The organism is Dehalococcoidales bacterium (assembly GCA_028716225.1).
Classification (GTDB): domain Bacteria; phylum Chloroflexota; class Dehalococcoidia; order Dehalococcoidales; family UBA5760; genus UBA5760.
The window spans coordinates 1-15,954 of sequence record JAQUQE010000029.1; the positions used below are offsets into that span (position 1 = coordinate 1).

Consider the following 15,954-nt stretch of genomic DNA (forward strand, 5'->3'; position numbering starts at 1 on the left):
TAGCTCTTTATCCACAGGCCGGTTGAGCTTTTGACGAAGCATGTCGACTCCAACTCGATGTCTCTTCTTGACTTCATTATATTCAGCCTCCGTCAAAACATCCGCACGCCAAACGTAGCGCACCATACCATCGAGCTTGATCGCCACGGCTCTCCCGCTATCCGTATCACCAAACAACTTTGGCTTGTCCTCCATCTCGGACAAATATTGCTCAATTTTTTTCGTGTACTTTACCTTCTCGGCCTTCGTAAATTTGGGGTACTTTTTCACAACCTTTTCCTGCGGATTGTTAAACGCCATAGTCCGTGACAACCAAACAGGAAATGTTGCCCTCGCCACTTCTGGATTGATCGGCTTGGCCATCGCTATCTCGGAATGATAATTCTAGGCTTGTCGGCTGCTATCTTTGCAGCGTCAAGGCTCTCATTTGCCGTCGTGATAATCCTTGAAACATTATCTACTCGTTCGGCAGTTTCTTTGCGCCTGTTTTCCATCGCTTCCCGCATTGCCCCAGCAAGTGCAAGGTTCTCCTCCAGCCCCATAGGCTCGTTTTCGTCGTCGACATCCGGATAAATTTCGTCCTCAATCGATTCGTGATGATAGAACAGAGTCGGCGGCTCCTGGGGCATTTCCACCACCCGAGCCTTCGTGACAATGTTTGCCATCTTCATCTTAGCCTTGTCCGACCAGGCCACACCGGGAGATTCTTGAGGTACATCTCCAATCATCGTAACGCCAGCCTCGGCATGTGCCGGTAGCGGATTGTCCCCATATGCAGACTTACACTCGGCTTCGTCCGCAAACACCTCTATCACCATACCGCCTATCTCCTCATCCGGCGTATCCACAGGATACTTGACGACATAGACTTCGATGTCTTCTTGCGTCAACATGTTCTCTTGGCCACCTACCGATTCCGCTACTGACCCATCGATATCCCTCGGAACCAACCCCAACGGCAAGACCGTCCCCGGAAACAGCACCCACAAATGGGTGTTTTTCAAGTCCTGCTCCCGCCACCTCGCCGGGAATATCTCCACGCCATCAGAGAAATCCGTGCACAATTCCTCCTTGACTTTCTGCTTGAATCGATACGGTATCTCATCGTGCCGCGTTGGGTCACTCCACGATATGATTAGGTGCGCGACCTTCGATGGCTTACCGTCCTTGTCAAAAAATCCTGGCGACGTAGTTTCCTTGACGAACACCGTGACTAGGTGGTTTTGAAACACTGCCACGACTCCGTTCGTCTGGGCATCAGGCGGAACCTGAACCGGAATCATTGCCTTCCAGGGTTTGTATTTTGCGTTGCGGTCGCTGACCTGCCTTATGTCTCTCTTTTTCATTGCATCACCTAAACTTCACGGAAATCTCGACCTTGATGCTCTTCCTCGGAATGCCGTTTTTGAGAACATAGACTACCTCATCGGCCGATCCATGGTAATCCGCGACCTTGGCAGCACATTCCGCTTGATCCGCAAACGGAATAATATACCATTTCTCATCCGAGCCTTTGACCACGATGCACCACGGAGAGTTCAGCTTACCCAAAGCCCCAACAGGGTCCGGTGCGTCGCTGACTATTTTCTGAATATCTTCCATCGGCAACTGAACAATCATCTTCCCTTCCATCTCAAGCCTCCATCTCTTTCTCTTCGGCAACCGCCTCTAAATAGAGGATACGTTCTTCCATGGATTTCATCTGCAATTTATGCCTAGCAGCCACATCCCATGCCAATCTGTTGTGCTTTTTGTTGACAATTCGCCCGATGATATACCCGATCAGCGTACCCACAACAAAACATATTGAAAACCACAACAGCATTCAGCCTCGCACAGATAATACAGCCCTACGTCTGATTGTTCAACTCTTTTTTCCAATCCGGTAAGCGCCCCAGGACAAATACCGACGCTGCATGAAGCGGACTCTTGGCAATACACTGTAATTGACCACATGGACCGCTAGGATACCCAGAAATACCGAGCCACATTGGCAGTGCATCTTCGGGCTCCACGCCCTCAGAAAAAAGACGTGACATCATACGGCACGAATCCTCAACCCACGACCGCGCAAGGTCAAAGTTTGAGGTTTCCAAAACCGCCATAGCCTCACTCTTCGGCAAATTGTCGTGCTCCCGGTATGCCCCGCGAGACAATGTAATGTCTATGTGCACCAAGCGATCACCCATGAATGCCGTCTTGACATATATATCATCGGCTCCAATGCTCAGCTTTTCAGTCCACCCCGGCAAACCATTGTCGCTCGAGATCGCATCATCCACTTGGTTCTTGAAAGAATTCATTCTTTACACCTACTATTATTCGTTTATTAACAGCATCTATCTCCTGGTCTATCGCCGCATCAATCTCCTCATCGGTGATTCCCGGCTGATAAACTCGCAGCATGTCCGACAAGACATTCCGAGTCGCGATAAGCTTCATAAGGGCAGAGTCAAGCTGATATTCGAGCGCACGGTTTACGCCCATATCCACTATCCTATCCCATCGAGCCTTCATTCACCCACCATGCTGCACAGTGACGCATGAAGAGACATCGCCTGGCACTCAATTTCATTGGCCGTATGATACACGTTAGCCAAAGACCGCATATACGCCTCCGTGATTTGTATTTTCAGCAAAGACCTTTCGTACTCGGAATGGTTATTCTGATCAACCATACTCAAGAGACGTTCCTTTTGTTGCCCCGCAATAAATGTGAGATTTTTGAACGCATCAGCCGCTACGCTGCTTTTCCACACCTTATCAACGTTATCAGCCACCATCCACCTCTTTTACTGCAAAGGTAGCGCACTTGAGTGCGCCTATCAACCTCCAAAATCAGACACCACTTGCTTTGCTTTGCGCTTTAAGTATCTGCGCCACGCAACCAGACGATTTGTATCCCCCTCGAAATCCTGATCCACAATACGCTGCCAGCCCTTCTGCCACGATTCTAGGCGGTCCTTAGCCTTTTGCTTGGCGATGTGACACGACCCGGACATGTAATACCTAACCCCTTTTTCCAGGGAACCACAGTACCTCCGCCCCATGTCAAGAAGCAACCCCATGCACTCTATGCCGCCCCTCGGAGTCGATAGGTCATACCCAGCAGCCTCGCAGGTCTGGCGAGCCTTTCCGTGCGCTTGGCTGTACCCCACCTCACCCCGACTCTTGCCTATGGCCCCCTCGTCAAAACTCGCCTCCCGGAATATCGCGTGTGCAAGAAAAGATGGCTCCAGGTCGCGCTTGGCTCCAATTTCCTCGATGTCCTTCACGACCGCATGAAGCTTATCCTCGTTTTTGAAAAATTCGTGGTGGGGGTCCAAGATAAGCAAAAAAAGTATAAATTGTGCAAGCATGATTATCCTCCGTTTTTTGTTTGGTATCCCGCATCATGCCAGCTACCAACCAAAAAGTCCAGTTTGAGCCACGGAGATGCCCTCCCTACTCACCCTCGCGCTTGGCCACTACTCTTCCCCGGTTCCACCAAGCATCCCGGCTAAGAGTCGCCTTAGAGAATTCTAGGGCTGCGCTGATCGCGACTCTTGCTAGAATAAAATCGGGCGTATTTGATAAGTTCTCAAACGACACCCGATTAAAACACTCCGCTACTTCACGCTCGAGCTGTTGCATCTTGTCATCCGATAATCCAAACGCATTTGCTGAATTATCTGCCTTCTCTGCCTGAACGTTTTCCATTCAAACTCCATCCTTTGGGTCATCCTTCGACTTCATTCAATCTCACGAAAACACTATTCTCTAAATCAGGAACCCTAACGTTTCCAAACGCGTGAAAATGCGCCAAGATTACTAAGTCTTTAGGCCCTTTGTGCAGAATAACGGGAATACCAAGACAAGACATGAAGCCTGGACGAGCATCGGTGTGTACGTCTGCACCAAGCTCTTTGATAAGCCTAGCTACATCGCTAGTCAGTAGCTGCCACTCCCCTGGCCTAATCTCCTTGGGAAAGGATATTGTTATGCCCATCACTTACCTCCATTCGAGTCTATAGAGGCTACCATATCGAGCAATTGCTGCCGAATAATACATAGCTTCCCCTCGGCATTAGAAGCCCTCGTATTATACACAGCCTGCGACTCTCCATGGGGCCGTACCTCTACTCCTATGCACTTCAAAAACTCTACTTGCTCATCCGTAAACTTGTCCATGTAATCACAGCACCACTAGTGGCACTCGCAGAGTCCGCCGTTGTAGGCGTATGGTCCATCCTTCCCCGGTGGATCATGCGAGCCATAATGGCTTCCCGGCTCCCCATGCCAATTCCCATCGCCATCGCCGCAACAATCACAGGCACTCATGTCAGTCTCATCCCTGTGCGCGCGAATCCAGGCCAAAATCAATTCATGGTCCCCATTCAATGAGCTGACCTTATCGTCATAATTGATGAAACCAGATCCACCACACCTCGTACAAATCATCACCCACCCCCGTCAACCCATATTGAGGAGCCGCTGCGAAATTTCTTGAAGGTCTCTTTTCAGATAAAGAAACGCTTCCTCTCTGTAGGCGACAGCTTCACCGCTATTCTGTCGCTCTGCATTCGCCGCCTTCATGGCCTCGACCTCGACCATGATGCCGTTCATCTGCGCTATCAAAGACCACATTAATTCCATTGCTTGCCTCCTATGCGCCTCACCTTTCGCCTAGCCATGACGCCTCCCACGCGCCATCCTTCCCGGCGTTAGCCCATATCCTCGGGATCCCACGGAACGCAAACCCTTGTTCGAGCCTTCGGTCGCCCAAGCAAAGGCGACTTCAATTTCTCGGGACGAACCCAACCCTCGGAGCGAGGACCACGCCAGGTATCAGAATAGCGCCTCCAAGCGGGGTAGTAACCATTCTCTTGATAGAGATGTGCTTCCCACGGCCCATAAGGCTTATCCCCACTCCATTTAACATCAATGATAAGCCTATCGACATCTATCCACGTACCAAGCCACCCCGGATTAGGGCACTTAGTAGTGACAGGTACATCTTGCTTGACAGGCGAAGAAGTTGAACCTGTGCTAATAACTTCCAACGCCCCTGGGGGATACCACAAAATGCCACCACTCAATTCGACCCGCGCATCACGGCCCCCTATGTCGATAACGGTGCCATACTGCCCTACGGTACCGTCCATCTCAGGTACCCAAGGAATCGCATCGACCTTCCTGGCGACTACTACGCGATCTCCGACACTCACCCCCTGAGGCGTGAATACAAGAGCACCACCGGCCTCGGGCGTCCATCTCGCTTTCATCATTTCGGGCGGACAAGATACTGCCATAGCCATGCGCTTCACAACCGCATCCATGATCCCAGGAAGTGCGTCAACCTGCCTGGCGAGTGCCTCGGGAGGATAATTCCAACTAAACCTACTGTCATCCGGTCGTACCGTCACGTAACCCGGAGCTGGAAGACCTTCAACCGTGCCGAAGCACCCCAGAGTGGCATCCATCGTACCTACCCATATCCCTCGGAACTCAACCCGCCTAACGATTTGGACACGATCTCCGACCTTAAACTCCGTGGGCTTCGGATACTGCAACGCACATTGTTCTATAAATTCCGATGCCATTCCCTCTTACCTCCTACTAGCCTCCACCCTCGTAGAGATCGGCCCACGCCGATTACACTTTCGATAATCCCATTTCCAGAACACTTTCTCAACAGTCCCATGCGCCACTATCGAAGTGATATTCCATTGCTCTAGTATTTCATCGTCGCACCGCATATCAAGATACCAGCGGACATGTACATCGAAATCTTCAGCGTTGACTATGGTACACTTGAATTCCGGACCCGCCTCAACGCACTCCACGGAAACATCGACCACCGGCTCGTCCGCGTCCAGCTTATAAGGATCTTCCGGTGCCTCGGGAGCCTTCTCGTCCACTACGGTAACAGCCTTTTCCGTCAATTCCCCCGCAAGGTACTGACTGCCCCATACCACTATACACGCGAGTAACACCCTGCTAAGAATTGCAGCTACTTTCATCTCTCTCTCCTTCCTCTATGCTCCATTGCCTTGGCTCCCATCTTCCAGATCGCACATTCAATACCAATGTCCTACCGCACACCGCGCACCGAGAATAAATGCTCGTACCATCCGCCCACCACGATTTGTCGCCAAAATGCCAACCAAAATACTTACAGGCAAATCGCCGTGCACACTGGTTTTCTAGCACCGAAGCCAATATCAATAGCACGCTGTAGCCAATCGATAAGGCGCAAATCACTAAGAGAATCCCATAAAAGATAAACCTATCGTGGTACATCGCTATCCCTAACTGACCATTTGCCATCTAAAGAATCCACAATGCGGCCAGTGCTTATCAGCTTACTCATCGCATTGTAGGCACCATCGTTACCATGAAGCTCACCCTCTATGTACCGAGCAATGCTCCCAAGGGAAACCGTGCCTTGCTCGCGCACCCAACGCTCAATTATATCTACATACTTCTCCATTATACCACCTGGCCCTCGGGATACAGAGTGCCCATGGGGCGAAAATCTAGCCCGGCGGTTTTCCCGCACTTGGGGCACTTCATCTTAGGAACCACCTCCCGATGGAAATAATCGTCATCATATCCAAGGGCCATTTGCACCTCGCCACAATGCTCGCACTCGAACTCCGCAGTGAAGTCCCTCCTGTATTGATAATGAAACTTCTTGATCCTCATTACTTTTCACCCCTCTTGCGAGCCTTCTTGCGCTTTCGCGCCCTCTCCCGAGTGCGCCTACTACCCCCTTGTTCTCGGGGCATCAAGTCCACTAGGGATTGAAAAACATCACCTGAATCAGGTGGCATCATTGTCGCCAGCATCAAAGGAATCAACTTGACCGGTGAAGCAGCTCTCCTTTCCAGCCGGGTAGTCATTGGTACACTATCAGGCGGCGTCTTGCCGTCCCACTCGTATCCAGGACAGTCCACGTTACAGGTGCCAATGTCACAATGATCTAAAGCCCGACAAGGGTCCTTGCAACTACGCTCACCCCAGCTCATCGCTACCTATCCTTTCCTCTGGGAACAGCCCGTCCTCGTCCATATACTTGCTGCAATCATCACAGCAACACTCGTCGGCCCGGAAGCCAACCCGAGGACACATACCAGGGGCAACGTATTTGTCAGACGTGCGACTGCCAATAATTACCTGGCGACCACAGCAACAGCATATGACCTTGCCCATTTTATTCATCGCCACGAAGACCCAAGCGTTTTACTTCATCGAATACCATCGTGATCGCCGCCCTAAGCTGTGCAATTTCTTGCTCCATGCGCGCCAAGACTTCCTCGATTCTCGGAATCGTCGACAGCACAGACACACCCGACAGCTCGGCACCGCAATTGATACAGCGGCCTGGATGCTTAGCAAACTCCGGAAAGTCATCCGCACCCACGTGCGCCGTCATACACTTCAATAACTCACACTGTTCACCGGTGGGCTCGGGATCATCAAACACCGGCTCCTCTATTTTCTCAAGCGCTTCCCTCGGGTAGGCATAGCCATCGGCAAGCGTAATATACGCGGAGTTGACAACATCAACGCGCTGAACCTTACCTAATGCCCTGTCCATCGGCGGCACCCAAACAATTTCCTCACTACCCTCGCCGGTCTTCCAATTGGACATGACACGGACCACTTTGGCATAATCACCGCACTTGAAATCATCCATGACTTCCCTTTTTCTCCCAGTCGACAGAGCTTCCATCTCGGTAATACACCCGCATCTTGCCTCGCCATCCAGCCTTATCCATCTGTGTCTGCATCCTACGAGCAAGGGCAATAGCCTCATCGAAGGTCAAAGAACCGTGTCGATATCCATCCAACCCTACTACCGTGTAGTTTCTATCGTAAGCTTTATCATTCAGCATCAGAAACCTGCTGTCTTTCTTTTTGTACCTTGACAATGCGCCCGAGCACTATTGGAACCCTGGAATAGTGTACCATCTTTATTTCGGAGCCATCCCTTAAACCAATGAGAAGACTTCCGTGCTCGTCAATGGTCCATCCCACAATAGTTCTTTTCTTGAAAATATTCTCATTTCCAGGTTCAAGCGGAACACTTGTAGAATATTCGACAAACATAGAGCAATCCAGTAGATCACGCATGATCCCGTTCATGTCGCAATCAGAAAAATCTTCAAGCAGTGGTTTCATTCTCCCTCAGTTGAGCCAAGACTCAAACCTGGCCCTGTTTTCGTGATAACAAGAGACCTCGGATTCCACCGACATCTCTCCCAATGAGAAACCTGTGCTGCCCAACAATCAGGGCACATCCTCAACTTGATTTTGTCCTCTATCTCAGCGACGCCCTTGCCAAAGAGCGTGATTGTCGCGGCCCGCATATCTCCCCGCTTTACCATCTTGCCGCACATCCTGCATTCCGCGTACACTTCCATTGTTTATCTTACCTCAACGCTGCTAGCTCATCTTCCAACGCCGCAATGCGCCGCAATGCGGCGTCCAGCAAATTCGTGTTGAGCCAAGACTCAAACCTGGCCCTGTTTTCGTGAGAACCTGTATCTCGTATTGGGTCTGATTTGCCGGGACGCAAATATCCCGTATCCTCATAATAGAGACCACCCACTATCTCAAACTTCTCATTGTAATTCAGTATCCTTTTCATCTACAGCTCCCAGCTACTCAACACCCAGGTCAAAAACACTACAACAGCCATGAATAGCAAAACATCTATCCAGCGGCCGTCATCGACCTTTTCGCCGGGAAGCAAGATATGGCCATCCCGACCCCGTAACCAGTTATCAGCCTTCCTGGCCATATGCCTTCGCCATGGCCTCGCGCTCGGCCGCCACGACCCCCCGGACATCTCGCAATGCCCGGTAGTATCCAGCCACGAATGATCGGGCCTCTTTGCCCTTCGGCTGATCCTCGATCATTTCGGCCGCTATTTCTTCCAATTTTCTAATGATCTTGTCTTCCATTCGACGTGCCTCCTTGCATCTCGCAAAGCATCTTCTATATTTCAGTTTAACAACTAAAAATGTTTTGTCAACTATTTTTTCTTTTTCCCCTGCCTGACCACACCGAGGATGTCGGAGTACGGGACGACCGTGCGCCGGTCGAGATCCCAGTTCACGTCTATCCCGCTGTGTCGACTGAGTAGGATTTTGTCCCCCGGCTTCAAGGGCACCTTCAGCATCTTCCCGCTCTCGAGCATACGCCCCGGACCTACCGCTATCACCGTCGCCGTGTCCGGCACCTTCTGTGCGTTCGTGGGCAGAACTAACCCCCCGGCGGTCTTCGTCTCTTCTACTTTGTCTCGCTCAACAAACACGTTGTCGTGCAGCGGCTCCAACTTCATCGTCGACTTCATCTGTTTGCCTCTTTCCATCGTTTGATCTTATCGCCTATTTTTATTGCTTCGGCCTTTTCCTTGTCCGTCAAGGTAGACGGTATCAGCCGACAACCTTTCTTCCGCTTGAATGCCGCCATTGATAAACGGTCATCAAGCTCCAAAGCCTTGTTTCCGTATTCTTCAAAAAGCCAAAAAGCTTCGTTCAACCCTACTGCCAACTATGCAACTCCTGTAGTATAGTGCCAGACAACTCTTGGTCCAATATCATTTCCTTGACCGTGCCATCTACCTTAACAGCAATACCCATTGCAGCCTCAAACGAAGTGTAAATTCCGAAAGTCCGCATATAAACTGCAAGCAGCTCGCCTTCCGTACTCTCTTCCCTGGATTTTGTGGTCACCAGATAAACACGCATGGTCAAATATTAACCCCCTATTTCTGCTTTGTCAATCGCATCAAACAAGCCTAGTTGGTTTTCATTCTTGATTTTCTTTCGCAGCATATTCATGCGCTCTTTTGTCATCTTCTCGTACTTCGGAATTTCCACGGCTACAGGTTGAGCAGGAATTTCATCCGCCAACTTTTGAGCAAATTCAATCCGAGCCCTGGCAATCTCGACGTACCTTTCTTCCTTCTCGATGCCGATAAAATCCACACCCTCAAGCACAGCACCTTTCCCTGTACTGCCGCTGCCCATGAACGGATCGAGCACCACGCCACCGGGCGGAACAACCATCCTACACAAATATCGCATCAGGTCGGTTGGCTTCACGGTCATATGTGTATTCCCGCTCTTTCCCTCTTCCGCTTCTAACCCATCTTCACGGTCAGCGACAGAAGCCTTCGCACAATAAAAAAACCGGGCCGCCGATCCACTATTCTTCTTCCACTCACCTTGCGCGTTATTAGGCTTTTTGCCGTATATCCTATTTTCAGCTTTCCTCTGCAATGCGCTCAAATCTCCGCTCGCCGAAAACGGCATTTGACCTACCGGACATTCAGAATGGCATTCCCAATTCCCCGCTGTCTCAACACAGCCTTGATGGTGGCTCAAAATCACATTGGACGGATAGCGGCCTTTGGGGATAGCTTGTTCTTCAGCCCTTCTTTCTCTTATCCTGAAAGTGCTTGAACCCTGTAATCCGTTCTCTCCGCCTTTGGCATTTATCCTTGTATCGCTACTTGTCGATATTCTGCACCCATCAATATTGATCCCACCAGTCCCGTACTTCAACACATTCTGGATGATCGTCCCGTCGAGCGGCTTGCGAAACATCAAAATCGGCTCGTGCGCTGGCTTTAGTCCTGACTGCCATCCTTCCCACCGCTTTGCCTCTTCCGTCGAAGGAGCAGTTAGCCGAAACCGTTGTTCCACCGAACGGTTATCATCCGCTTCTACCCTGTATCCCACCACCTCACGTTCAGCGCCAGCCACCTGATCTATGGCCTTCGATATATTTAGCCCCTTGGGGAATCCGCTGCCGTTGATCCAGTTGAAGGCACCGTAGTAAGAAATCTCATCGCGCAACTCAAACCCGGCAATCCGTATCGAAATCCCCATGAGGTCTTGAGTCCTGGTTCCGGCGAAGACCAGCATGTGCCCGCCGGGCTTCAATACTCGGATGCACTCCTTCCAGATCCTCGGCGGCGGCACAGCACGGTCCCATTCCTGCCCCATGAACCCACCCTTGCCTACCGCTTCATCCCCAGACTCCCCGGCCATCCAGCTCTTGAGCAGCGCCCCTATGTCCTTCACATCGCCCAACCCGTATGGCGGGTCGGTGATGATCGCATCTACGGAATTGGCAGGCAACTTGGCAAGCTCTAACAGGCAATCTCCACAGATCAACTTCATCCCGCACCTAATACTAGTGAACTACTAATTCGTACCAAATTAGTCGTTCTTCTGCCGCAATTTCTTCCGCTCCGCAACATCTCGTCGCACCGCGACCTGAGATCGCCATGTCGAACCCGTCCAAAGGCTATATCTGAACTTGCCTCGAATATGTCGCCACAAATATTCGCCCTTACTTGGTGCGGCCTTGAACCGCTTGAACGTTCCCGGCGGCACGTCCGCATACCGATACAGAGGGGCTTCGTCCTCTTTCAGATGCTTGGTTTTGAACCGGACGAACAAGAACTTCGTCGCCGGATCGTATGAGAAATCGAGAACATTCGTCGACTCCTTAACCTTCGCCATCTTGGGCAGGTCTTCCGGGTATTTCATCACCTGTATTTTCAGTCAAAGCTTCGGATTAGTCAACCCCATTCAACTCCGTGTCTATTCGGATCGATTCACCGCTTATCCCTGTCAGTTCCAGTCGTGTCGTGTCCGTATCCCTTACCCTCGCTACAGTTCCCTCACTTCCAGTCAAATCCATTGCTAGTCGAGTCGCATCCATATCAAATCTCATAACCGCATTTAACTTCCACTTCTCTTCGTCGCTTCTCCTCACATGTCCGTATCACATCACCTCTCGTCCTCTCAGGTCCGTGTCTTTTCCGATCAACTCGGTTCCGGTTCAGTTCCAGTCGACTCGTCTCGTGTCCGTTCCTCTCCTTATCGGTTCGAGTCAATTCTTGTCCGATCCACTCCCTGTCGAATCCATCTCATCAAGTCAACTTCGGTCGCGTCCCTTCTTCTTGGCTCCATATCCCCTCGTCGCTGCTCATATCCTTTCCATGTCGGCTCGAATAGCCTCCAATCGTAGCGCCTCTTCTCCACATCGGTGCCGCTCCTCGCGTCGCCTTGCTCATCCTTTCCCTATCGTAGCGTGTAATTTCTCCTCCCGTCATGTCCTTATCATCTCAAGTCCTTATCGGTTGGATTCGATGCTATTCTCCTCCGTGTCGCATATGAGCCAATCGCCTCCCCTCCGCCTCGATTCGCCTGCTGTCTCATCCTTTCCATGTCACGTCAGCTAAGCTCGGATCGGATCATGTCCTTTTCGTATCCTCTCATCTCCACTCGGATCGATTCCGTATCCCTTACCCTCGCTACAATTCACTTCCTTGTCATGTCTGTGAGATTCAGATCGAATGGTTTCGCATCAAATCCCTGTCAGATCATCTGTCGTCAGTTACGCACAGTTCACTTCCTCTTCGTATCCCCTTATTTCTAATCGGGTCGGCTACGATCCGTGTCGCCTCTCCTTATTGCCGGTCCCCTCGCTTCGACTCGATTTGCCTCAACTCGTTTCCCTATCTCTTCATGTCGAATCGCATCCTTACCGGTCCCTCACACATCATTTCAATTCAGTTTGCGCGTGAAGGAAAACCCTCCCCGGTTTTGCCGAGGAGGGAATTCGCGATTAAACGTCAACCCTCGAGGATCTCGTATGTGAAGATCCCTTTTCCACTGTTGCGCCACTGACCGAGTCCGCGCAGTTGGCCGTAGTCGAGCCATTCGATGATCAGCGAGCGAATGAGCGACTTCTCTTCGGCCGTCTTCGCCTTGCCCGCGCCCTCGACCTTGGGCTTCCGATCCTTGCTGTCGAGATACCGGAACTCGACATCCAGGGTCGTCCCGGCCGGTACGGTTTCGGAATTCGCGAGCGCCGTGATTTCGCCGCGTGACGTATTGGCCCTCAGCGGTCGGCAGCAGTTCCCGATCTCGGTCCCCTCCGGCATATTCAGGCGGATTTTGCGGGGATGCGGAAAGATCAAACCGTCGATGGTCTTCTTGTAGGCTTTCAAGCCGCTCGACTGGCTCCCAGCGACCCGGTAGAGCATCCCGCACGCATCCTTGGCCCACCCCTTCATCTGATAGTCCCACAAGATTGGGCAGCCGTCTTCGTCTCGCGGCCACAGCGTCTTGCCTTTCAGCTCGATCTCCTCGATTGCGGCTTCATCTCCGTCCCGCTCTGCGATTGCCGCCAGCTCCTCTGCCAGCGCCTCGTCGGAGACCCCGTGCTCTTTCGCGATATCCCTGAAGAGCGCGAGGAATGTCTTCGGGTCCGGGGACATCCCCAGGGCTTCCACCTGGAGAGTGATCCGCACTATCAGCACTTTCAGCAAATTCATCATGACAACACCTAACCTTTCGCCGCCTTGTTTATTTTTGCGGCTTTTTCAGAAAAAGCCGGCACTATGCCGGTGGTCTGTCGAAGCACGCGCACTCAAGTGCGCTACCTTTGCAGTAGACCAGACAAATCGAAAACTTCTCCAGTCTTGAATAGGATTCCCTCGGCACCTCCCTGTCTCATCCAAGATTTCATCAAGGCATCCGATCCATAGCACGCTGCAGGGACAGCATGATAGACGTACTTTACGATCTCAACTATCGCCGCCAGATTATCCGGGTCCGCGTGGATGATAGCCTCGCGCAGATCATTGGCGAGCACATACCGCACGAATCCGCCCGGATCTTGTCCTCGCAGGACATACCCATTTATTACACGGATGGTTTCCGATGGTATTTTACTCACGCCATCTCCTCTATATAGATTCGCTGGCGGTCCAGCTCGTTCATGAATACCGCATCCGGTTTCTTTGAAAAACCCCATTCGCGCCAATCAAATTGGCCAAGGACTAGATCGTCACCGAGAGCAAATACTTCCGAGATACTCAATCTCGATAGGAAATCTCTCGCGGCCTGCCTGCTGTTTATGGGGCTCATGCGACTTCGATGAGGGCGTCTGTAGCAGATGCCTCTACCTCGGTTATCGAGCCCTCGAATGTCACGGCTCCGGCGCGGGGAACCTTGGGCAGAGTCAACTTGAAATTGTCAAAAGCCTCCTTGCCCTTGCCCTCGGGGTCGAACGCCTCGATTGCGGCCTTTCGGGCCTTTTTCGCCGCCTTCTTGTCCGCGTCACTCCCCGTCCAGTCCACGAGGTAGTCCTGAGCCACGTTGGAGATGGCATTGAGAGCGGCCTCTCGCGTCACCCCCGCCGCCCGCAAGGTGAGCAGCAAGAAGTCCACTGAAAGGATACTCGCCGTGGGCGTGACTTGCTGGTCCTCTTTGACCTCGATCTCGCCGATGACTCGAACGAGACCATTGACCGAGTGTTTCCCGACCGGAAGCTTATCGGTTTTGATTTTCGACTTTTCGATTGCTACTGCCAGTTCGTTTTTCATCTTGATCTCCTTCTCCCGGTATCTTTCCGGGCATCTTCTCTTATTAGTTTAATACGCCGATTTGTTTTGTCAACAAAAAACGACATCGCAAAAATAGTACGCCAGGTGAGACTCGAACTCACAATGAGCTTTCGCTCGACGCGGATTTTGAGCCCGCCGTCTGTACCTATTCGACTACCGGCGCAAAATAGTAGGCGAGGAGAGAATCGAACTCTCACGCTCTTTCGAGCAAAGGATTTTAAGTCCTCAGCATATACCAGTTTCGCCACTCGCCCACAGCAGGTGCGGAAGGATTTGAACCCTCAACACGGCGGGTTGGAGCCGCCTGCTCTACCAATTCGAGCTACGCACCCATCTGCGGAAGGTGCTGGAATCGAACCAGTAAGCCCCGAAGGACCACGGGATAGCAGCCCGCTGCGATACCATTACGCTAACCTTCCATTGGTGGCAGGGGCAGGACTCGAACCTGCGATGGAATCCGTAGGAGGGCAGATTTACAGTCTGCTGCTCTCGCCACTGAGCGACCCTGCCATAGAGTCCAGGACTGGGATCGAACCAGCGTCTCTCGGGTTGCAACCCTACAATTTCCTGATGCCGAAATGTATCTCCGCGTGACAATTTTGACAGACAGCCACACACTTCCTGACTTCATTTTCTATCTCGTTCCACGACCTATTCGAGAGGTTTCCCCCACCAAGGGGAAATCGTTTCTGAGACGGGTCTACGTGGTGAAAAACAATCACCTTCGACTTCTCCCCGCTCCCGTATCCACAACACACACATGTTGATCCCAAAATTTCTTGGATTTTCCTTCGAATACGCTCCCTGCGTTTTCTCGAAATGCATGTGTTGCAGATCGCTCCCCTTCGAGACATCCCCTTCCCACATGTCCTGCATGTGGTGGCCTTATCGCGAATCTCGATTCCCCTTTTCCCGAACGGAGAGCACGATAGGCAGTACCTTCTGCTTTTCAGGTTTCTTTCCCTCCCATCCACGACGATTTTGATGCGAAACGACGAACCACATTTTTTGCAAGTAGGCATGACTTACTGTAATCCGAACGTGGCCAAGTGTCAATGCGAGAACACCTCGCCTCTCGGCCACCTGGACTTGCAAAAAAACCAATCCGTGCAACACAACGATCTTTGTCTCTATCATATGCGGAGGAAGAAGGATTTGAACCTTCGCACCCTTTCGGATGGCCACGGTTTTCGAGACCGGCGTGTTACCTAGCTCCACCATTCCTCCGGAGGACGGTGTGGGACTCGAACCCACGAAGCTTTCGCGGCAGATTAAGAGTCTGCTCCTTTTGACCACTCAGGAAACCGTCCATCGTACACCCGGTGGGACTCGAACCCACGAAGCCGAAGCGAGGGATTAAAAATCCCTTGATCTTGCCGCTGATCAACGGGTGTATAGCAACCGGGGCTGGATTTGAACCAGCGATTGTACGGGGCCAAAACCCGTTCCCATTGTCCACTCGGGCACCCGGCTCTATCGTTGTCGGACGGGGTGGATTTGAACCACCGACCTCAGCCTTATCAGGGCTGCGT

Annotated in this window: 35 protein-coding genes and 9 tRNA genes; all 44 read right to left on the reverse strand. The window is 51.7% G+C overall.

Annotation, left to right across the window (positions count from 1 at the left end):
* Positions 1-363: hypothetical protein (locus PHI12_10825; GenBank protein MDD5511289.1), on the reverse strand; the 363-nt coding region annotated here is incomplete at its 3' end.
* A gap of 2 nt (positions 364-365) precedes the next feature.
* The gene (locus PHI12_10830; GenBank protein ID MDD5511290.1) at positions 366-1,346 is read right to left on the reverse strand and encodes a hypothetical protein; all 981 of its coding nucleotides are present in this window, start codon (positions 1,344-1,346) and stop codon (positions 366-368) included.
* A 4-nt stretch (positions 1,347-1,350) separates the two neighbouring features.
* Complete coding sequence (locus PHI12_10835) at positions 1,351-1,632, reverse strand: hypothetical protein (GenBank protein MDD5511291.1); 282 nt, start codon at positions 1,630-1,632, stop codon at positions 1,351-1,353.
* Position 1,633: 1 nt separating this feature from the next.
* The gene (locus PHI12_10840; GenBank protein MDD5511292.1) at positions 1,634-1,825 is read right to left on the reverse strand and encodes a hypothetical protein; all 192 of its coding nucleotides are present in this window, start codon (positions 1,823-1,825) and stop codon (positions 1,634-1,636) included.
* 25 nt (positions 1,826-1,850) lie between these two features.
* Complete coding sequence (locus PHI12_10845) at positions 1,851-2,303, reverse strand: hypothetical protein (protein MDD5511293.1); 453 nt, start codon at positions 2,301-2,303, stop codon at positions 1,851-1,853.
* Positions 2,275-2,517, reverse strand: coding sequence for a hypothetical protein (locus tag PHI12_10850; protein MDD5511294.1), 243 nt, complete (start codon positions 2,515-2,517; stop codon positions 2,275-2,277). The genes PHI12_10845 and PHI12_10850 overlap by 29 nt, the downstream gene beginning before the upstream one ends.
* A complete protein-coding gene (locus PHI12_10855) occupies positions 2,514-2,780 on the reverse strand; it encodes a hypothetical protein (GenBank protein ID MDD5511295.1) in 267 nt (88 codons plus the stop codon). Before PHI12_10855 ends, PHI12_10850 begins: the two co-directional genes overlap by 4 nt.
* A gap of 45 nt (positions 2,781-2,825) precedes the next feature.
* The gene (locus PHI12_10860; GenBank protein ID MDD5511296.1) at positions 2,826-3,359 is read right to left on the reverse strand and encodes a hypothetical protein; all 534 of its coding nucleotides are present in this window, start codon (positions 3,357-3,359) and stop codon (positions 2,826-2,828) included.
* A gap of 85 nt (positions 3,360-3,444) precedes the next feature.
* A complete protein-coding gene (locus PHI12_10865) occupies positions 3,445-3,699 on the reverse strand; it encodes a hypothetical protein (GenBank protein ID MDD5511297.1) in 255 nt (84 codons plus the stop codon).
* Positions 3,700-3,718: 19 nt separating this feature from the next.
* Positions 3,719-3,988 (reverse strand): hypothetical protein, encoded by a 270-nt coding sequence (locus PHI12_10870; GenBank protein MDD5511298.1) that lies wholly within the window; start codon positions 3,986-3,988, stop codon positions 3,719-3,721.
* A 197-nt stretch (positions 3,989-4,185) separates the two neighbouring features.
* Positions 4,186-4,440, reverse strand: a complete 255-nt coding sequence (locus PHI12_10875; protein MDD5511299.1) for a hypothetical protein — start codon at positions 4,438-4,440, stop codon at positions 4,186-4,188.
* Between the two features lie 12 nt (positions 4,441-4,452).
* On the reverse strand, positions 4,453-4,635 hold the full coding sequence (locus PHI12_10880) for a hypothetical protein (protein MDD5511300.1): 183 nt from the start codon (positions 4,633-4,635) through the stop codon (positions 4,453-4,455).
* A gap of 68 nt (positions 4,636-4,703) precedes the next feature.
* Positions 4,704-5,582, reverse strand: coding sequence for a hypothetical protein (locus PHI12_10885; protein MDD5511301.1), 879 nt, complete (start codon positions 5,580-5,582; stop codon positions 4,704-4,706).
* Between the two features lie 6 nt (positions 5,583-5,588).
* Entirely contained in the window at positions 5,589-6,002 is a 414-nt protein-coding gene (locus PHI12_10890; GenBank protein ID MDD5511302.1) for a hypothetical protein, read from the reverse strand.
* Positions 6,003-6,268: 266 nt separating this feature from the next.
* Positions 6,269-6,472 carry a hypothetical protein gene (locus tag PHI12_10895; GenBank protein ID MDD5511303.1) on the reverse strand — a complete coding sequence of 68 codons (204 nt, stop codon included), beginning with the start codon at positions 6,470-6,472 and terminating at the stop codon, positions 6,269-6,271.
* Positions 6,472-6,687 (reverse strand): hypothetical protein, encoded by a 216-nt coding sequence (locus PHI12_10900; GenBank protein ID MDD5511304.1) that lies wholly within the window; start codon positions 6,685-6,687, stop codon positions 6,472-6,474. The genes PHI12_10895 and PHI12_10900 overlap by 1 nt, the downstream gene beginning before the upstream one ends.
* Positions 6,687-7,010, reverse strand: a complete 324-nt coding sequence (locus PHI12_10905) for a hypothetical protein (GenBank protein ID MDD5511305.1) — start codon at positions 7,008-7,010, stop codon at positions 6,687-6,689. The genes PHI12_10900 and PHI12_10905 overlap by 1 nt, the downstream gene beginning before the upstream one ends.
* Positions 7,011-7,195: 185 nt before the next feature.
* Positions 7,196-7,717 carry a hypothetical protein gene (locus PHI12_10910; protein ID MDD5511306.1) on the reverse strand — a complete coding sequence of 174 codons (522 nt, stop codon included), beginning with the start codon at positions 7,715-7,717 and terminating at the stop codon, positions 7,196-7,198.
* Complete coding sequence (locus tag PHI12_10915) at positions 7,674-7,880, reverse strand: hypothetical protein (GenBank protein ID MDD5511307.1); 207 nt, start codon at positions 7,878-7,880, stop codon at positions 7,674-7,676. Before PHI12_10915 ends, PHI12_10910 begins: the two co-directional genes overlap by 44 nt.
* Positions 7,870-8,166 carry a hypothetical protein gene (locus tag PHI12_10920; GenBank protein ID MDD5511308.1) on the reverse strand — a complete coding sequence of 99 codons (297 nt, stop codon included), beginning with the start codon at positions 8,164-8,166 and terminating at the stop codon, positions 7,870-7,872. Before PHI12_10920 ends, PHI12_10915 begins: the two co-directional genes overlap by 11 nt.
* Positions 8,163-8,408: a hypothetical protein gene (locus PHI12_10925; protein MDD5511309.1), complete on the reverse strand. Its 246-nt coding sequence runs from the start codon at positions 8,406-8,408 to the stop codon at positions 8,163-8,165. The genes PHI12_10920 and PHI12_10925 overlap by 4 nt, the downstream gene beginning before the upstream one ends.
* Before the next feature lie 8 nt (positions 8,409-8,416).
* A complete protein-coding gene (locus PHI12_10930; protein MDD5511310.1) occupies positions 8,417-8,635 on the reverse strand; it encodes a hypothetical protein in 219 nt (72 codons plus the stop codon).
* Positions 8,636-8,788: a hypothetical protein gene (locus tag PHI12_10935; GenBank protein MDD5511311.1), complete on the reverse strand. Its 153-nt coding sequence runs from the start codon at positions 8,786-8,788 to the stop codon at positions 8,636-8,638.
* Positions 8,772-8,951 (reverse strand): hypothetical protein, encoded by a 180-nt coding sequence (locus PHI12_10940; protein ID MDD5511312.1) that lies wholly within the window; start codon positions 8,949-8,951, stop codon positions 8,772-8,774. Before PHI12_10940 ends, PHI12_10935 begins: the two co-directional genes overlap by 17 nt.
* Positions 8,952-9,022: 71 nt before the next feature.
* Positions 9,023-9,343: a co-chaperone GroES gene (locus PHI12_10945; GenBank protein ID MDD5511313.1), complete on the reverse strand. Its 321-nt coding sequence runs from the start codon at positions 9,341-9,343 to the stop codon at positions 9,023-9,025.
* On the reverse strand, positions 9,340-9,543 hold the full coding sequence (locus PHI12_10950) for a hypothetical protein (GenBank protein MDD5511314.1): 204 nt from the start codon (positions 9,541-9,543) through the stop codon (positions 9,340-9,342). The genes PHI12_10945 and PHI12_10950 overlap by 4 nt, the downstream gene beginning before the upstream one ends.
* A complete protein-coding gene (locus PHI12_10955) occupies positions 9,534-9,746 on the reverse strand; it encodes a hypothetical protein (protein MDD5511315.1) in 213 nt (70 codons plus the stop codon). The genes PHI12_10950 and PHI12_10955 overlap by 10 nt, the downstream gene beginning before the upstream one ends.
* A gap of 3 nt (positions 9,747-9,749) precedes the next feature.
* The gene (locus tag PHI12_10960) at positions 9,750-11,180 is read right to left on the reverse strand and encodes a site-specific DNA-methyltransferase (protein MDD5511316.1); all 1,431 of its coding nucleotides are present in this window, start codon (positions 11,178-11,180) and stop codon (positions 9,750-9,752) included.
* Positions 11,181-11,219: 39 nt separating this feature from the next.
* The gene (locus PHI12_10965; protein MDD5511317.1) at positions 11,220-11,552 is read right to left on the reverse strand and encodes a KTSC domain-containing protein; all 333 of its coding nucleotides are present in this window, start codon (positions 11,550-11,552) and stop codon (positions 11,220-11,222) included.
* A 28-nt stretch (positions 11,553-11,580) separates the two neighbouring features.
* Positions 11,581-11,781, reverse strand: a complete 201-nt coding sequence (locus PHI12_10970) for a hypothetical protein (protein ID MDD5511318.1) — start codon at positions 11,779-11,781, stop codon at positions 11,581-11,583.
* Positions 11,782-11,938: 157 nt separating this feature from the next.
* Positions 11,939-12,121, reverse strand: a complete 183-nt coding sequence (locus PHI12_10975) for a hypothetical protein (protein MDD5511319.1) — start codon at positions 12,119-12,121, stop codon at positions 11,939-11,941.
* A 522-nt stretch (positions 12,122-12,643) separates the two neighbouring features.
* Entirely contained in the window at positions 12,644-13,351 is a 708-nt protein-coding gene (locus tag PHI12_10980) for a hypothetical protein (GenBank protein ID MDD5511320.1), read from the reverse strand.
* A 101-nt stretch (positions 13,352-13,452) separates the two neighbouring features.
* Positions 13,453-13,752 (reverse strand): hypothetical protein, encoded by a 300-nt coding sequence (locus PHI12_10985; GenBank protein MDD5511321.1) that lies wholly within the window; start codon positions 13,750-13,752, stop codon positions 13,453-13,455.
* Positions 13,749-13,943 (reverse strand): hypothetical protein, encoded by a 195-nt coding sequence (locus PHI12_10990; GenBank protein MDD5511322.1) that lies wholly within the window; start codon positions 13,941-13,943, stop codon positions 13,749-13,751. Before PHI12_10990 ends, PHI12_10985 begins: the two co-directional genes overlap by 4 nt.
* Positions 13,940-14,401, reverse strand: coding sequence for a hypothetical protein (locus PHI12_10995; GenBank protein ID MDD5511323.1), 462 nt, complete (start codon positions 14,399-14,401; stop codon positions 13,940-13,942). Before PHI12_10995 ends, PHI12_10990 begins: the two co-directional genes overlap by 4 nt.
* 97 nt (positions 14,402-14,498) lie before the next feature.
* Positions 14,499-14,585: transfer RNA gene (locus PHI12_11000), tRNA-Leu, on the reverse strand.
* Positions 14,586-14,592: 7 nt separating this feature from the next.
* Positions 14,593-14,676, reverse strand: a tRNA-Leu gene (locus PHI12_11005).
* A gap of 4 nt (positions 14,677-14,680) precedes the next feature.
* Positions 14,681-14,754, reverse strand: a tRNA-Trp gene (locus PHI12_11010).
* Between the two features lie 5 nt (positions 14,755-14,759).
* Positions 14,760-14,841, reverse strand: a tRNA-Ser gene (locus tag PHI12_11015).
* A gap of 2 nt (positions 14,842-14,843) precedes the next feature.
* Positions 14,844-14,932, reverse strand: a tRNA-Tyr gene (locus tag PHI12_11020).
* Positions 14,933-15,562: 630 nt separating this feature from the next.
* A tRNA-Ser gene (locus tag PHI12_11025) sits at positions 15,563-15,649 on the reverse strand.
* Positions 15,650-15,651: 2 nt separating this feature from the next.
* Positions 15,652-15,732 (reverse strand) — tRNA-Lys (locus PHI12_11030).
* Positions 15,733-15,736: 4 nt separating this feature from the next.
* Positions 15,737-15,816: transfer RNA gene (locus tag PHI12_11035), tRNA-Lys, on the reverse strand.
* A 4-nt stretch (positions 15,817-15,820) separates the two neighbouring features.
* Positions 15,821-15,895: transfer RNA gene (locus tag PHI12_11040), tRNA-Gln, on the reverse strand.
* Positions 15,896-15,954 lie beyond the last annotated feature (59 nt).

Excerpts from the sequence above, each read along its gene's own strand:
- PHI12_10830 (MDD5511290.1), bottom strand. The coding sequence starts at position 1,346 with ATGAAAAAGAGAGACATAAGGCAGGTCAGCGACCGCAACGCAAAATAC.
- PHI12_10835 (MDD5511291.1), bottom strand. The coding sequence starts at position 1,632 with ATGGAAGGGAAGATGATTGTTCAGTTGCCGATGGAAGATATTCAGAAA.
- PHI12_10840 (MDD5511292.1), bottom strand. The coding sequence starts at position 1,825 with ATGCTGTTGTGGTTTTCAATATGTTTTGTTGTGGGTACGCTGATCGGG.
- PHI12_10845 (MDD5511293.1), bottom strand. The coding sequence starts at position 2,303 with ATGAATTCTTTCAAGAACCAAGTGGATGATGCGATCTCGAGCGACAAT.
- PHI12_10850 (MDD5511294.1), bottom strand. The coding sequence starts at position 2,517 with ATGAAGGCTCGATGGGATAGGATAGTGGATATGGGCGTAAACCGTGCG.
- PHI12_10860 (MDD5511296.1), bottom strand. The coding sequence starts at position 3,359 with ATGCTTGCACAATTTATACTTTTTTTGCTTATCTTGGACCCCCACCAC.
- PHI12_10865 (MDD5511297.1), bottom strand. The coding sequence starts at position 3,699 with ATGGAAAACGTTCAGGCAGAGAAGGCAGATAATTCAGCAAATGCGTTT.
- PHI12_10870 (MDD5511298.1), bottom strand. The coding sequence starts at position 3,988 with ATGGGCATAACAATATCCTTTCCCAAGGAGATTAGGCCAGGGGAGTGG.
- PHI12_10875 (MDD5511299.1), bottom strand. The coding sequence starts at position 4,440 with ATGATTTGTACGAGGTGTGGTGGATCTGGTTTCATCAATTATGACGAT.
- PHI12_10880 (MDD5511300.1), bottom strand. The coding sequence starts at position 4,635 with ATGGAATTAATGTGGTCTTTGATAGCGCAGATGAACGGCATCATGGTC.
- PHI12_10885 (MDD5511301.1), bottom strand. The coding sequence starts at position 5,582 with ATGGCATCGGAATTTATAGAACAATGTGCGTTGCAGTATCCGAAGCCC.
- PHI12_10890 (MDD5511302.1), bottom strand. The coding sequence starts at position 6,002 with ATGAAAGTAGCTGCAATTCTTAGCAGGGTGTTACTCGCGTGTATAGTG.
- PHI12_10895 (MDD5511303.1), bottom strand. The coding sequence starts at position 6,472 with ATGGAGAAGTATGTAGATATAATTGAGCGTTGGGTGCGCGAGCAAGGC.
- PHI12_10900 (MDD5511304.1), bottom strand. The coding sequence starts at position 6,687 with ATGAGGATCAAGAAGTTTCATTATCAATACAGGAGGGACTTCACTGCG.
- PHI12_10905 (MDD5511305.1), bottom strand. The coding sequence starts at position 7,010 with ATGAGCTGGGGTGAGCGTAGTTGCAAGGACCCTTGTCGGGCTTTAGAT.
- PHI12_10910 (MDD5511306.1), bottom strand. The coding sequence starts at position 7,717 with ATGGAAGCTCTGTCGACTGGGAGAAAAAGGGAAGTCATGGATGATTTC.
- PHI12_10915 (MDD5511307.1), bottom strand. The coding sequence starts at position 7,880 with ATGCTGAATGATAAAGCTTACGATAGAAACTACACGGTAGTAGGGTTG.
- PHI12_10920 (MDD5511308.1), bottom strand. The coding sequence starts at position 8,166 with ATGAAACCACTGCTTGAAGATTTTTCTGATTGCGACATGAACGGGATC.
- PHI12_10925 (MDD5511309.1), bottom strand. The coding sequence starts at position 8,408 with ATGGAAGTGTACGCGGAATGCAGGATGTGCGGCAAGATGGTAAAGCGG.
- PHI12_10930 (MDD5511310.1), bottom strand. The coding sequence starts at position 8,635 with ATGAAAAGGATACTGAATTACAATGAGAAGTTTGAGATAGTGGGTGGT.
- PHI12_10935 (MDD5511311.1), bottom strand. The coding sequence starts at position 8,788 with ATGGCCAGGAAGGCTGATAACTGGTTACGGGGTCGGGATGGCCATATC.
- PHI12_10940 (MDD5511312.1), bottom strand. The coding sequence starts at position 8,951 with ATGGAAGACAAGATCATTAGAAAATTGGAAGAAATAGCGGCCGAAATG.
- PHI12_10945 (MDD5511313.1), bottom strand. The coding sequence starts at position 9,343 with ATGAAGTCGACGATGAAGTTGGAGCCGCTGCACGACAACGTGTTTGTT.
- PHI12_10960 (MDD5511316.1), bottom strand. The coding sequence starts at position 11,180 with ATGAAGTTGATCTGTGGAGATTGCCTGTTAGAGCTTGCCAAGTTGCCT.
- PHI12_10965 (MDD5511317.1), bottom strand. The coding sequence starts at position 11,552 with ATGAAATACCCGGAAGACCTGCCCAAGATGGCGAAGGTTAAGGAGTCG.
- PHI12_10975 (MDD5511319.1), bottom strand. The coding sequence starts at position 12,121 with ATGACGGGAGGAGAAATTACACGCTACGATAGGGAAAGGATGAGCAAG.
- PHI12_10980 (MDD5511320.1), bottom strand. The coding sequence starts at position 13,351 with ATGATGAATTTGCTGAAAGTGCTGATAGTGCGGATCACTCTCCAGGTG.
- PHI12_10990 (MDD5511322.1), bottom strand. The coding sequence starts at position 13,943 with ATGAGCCCCATAAACAGCAGGCAGGCCGCGAGAGATTTCCTATCGAGA.
- PHI12_10995 (MDD5511323.1), bottom strand. The coding sequence starts at position 14,401 with ATGAAAAACGAACTGGCAGTAGCAATCGAAAAGTCGAAAATCAAAACC.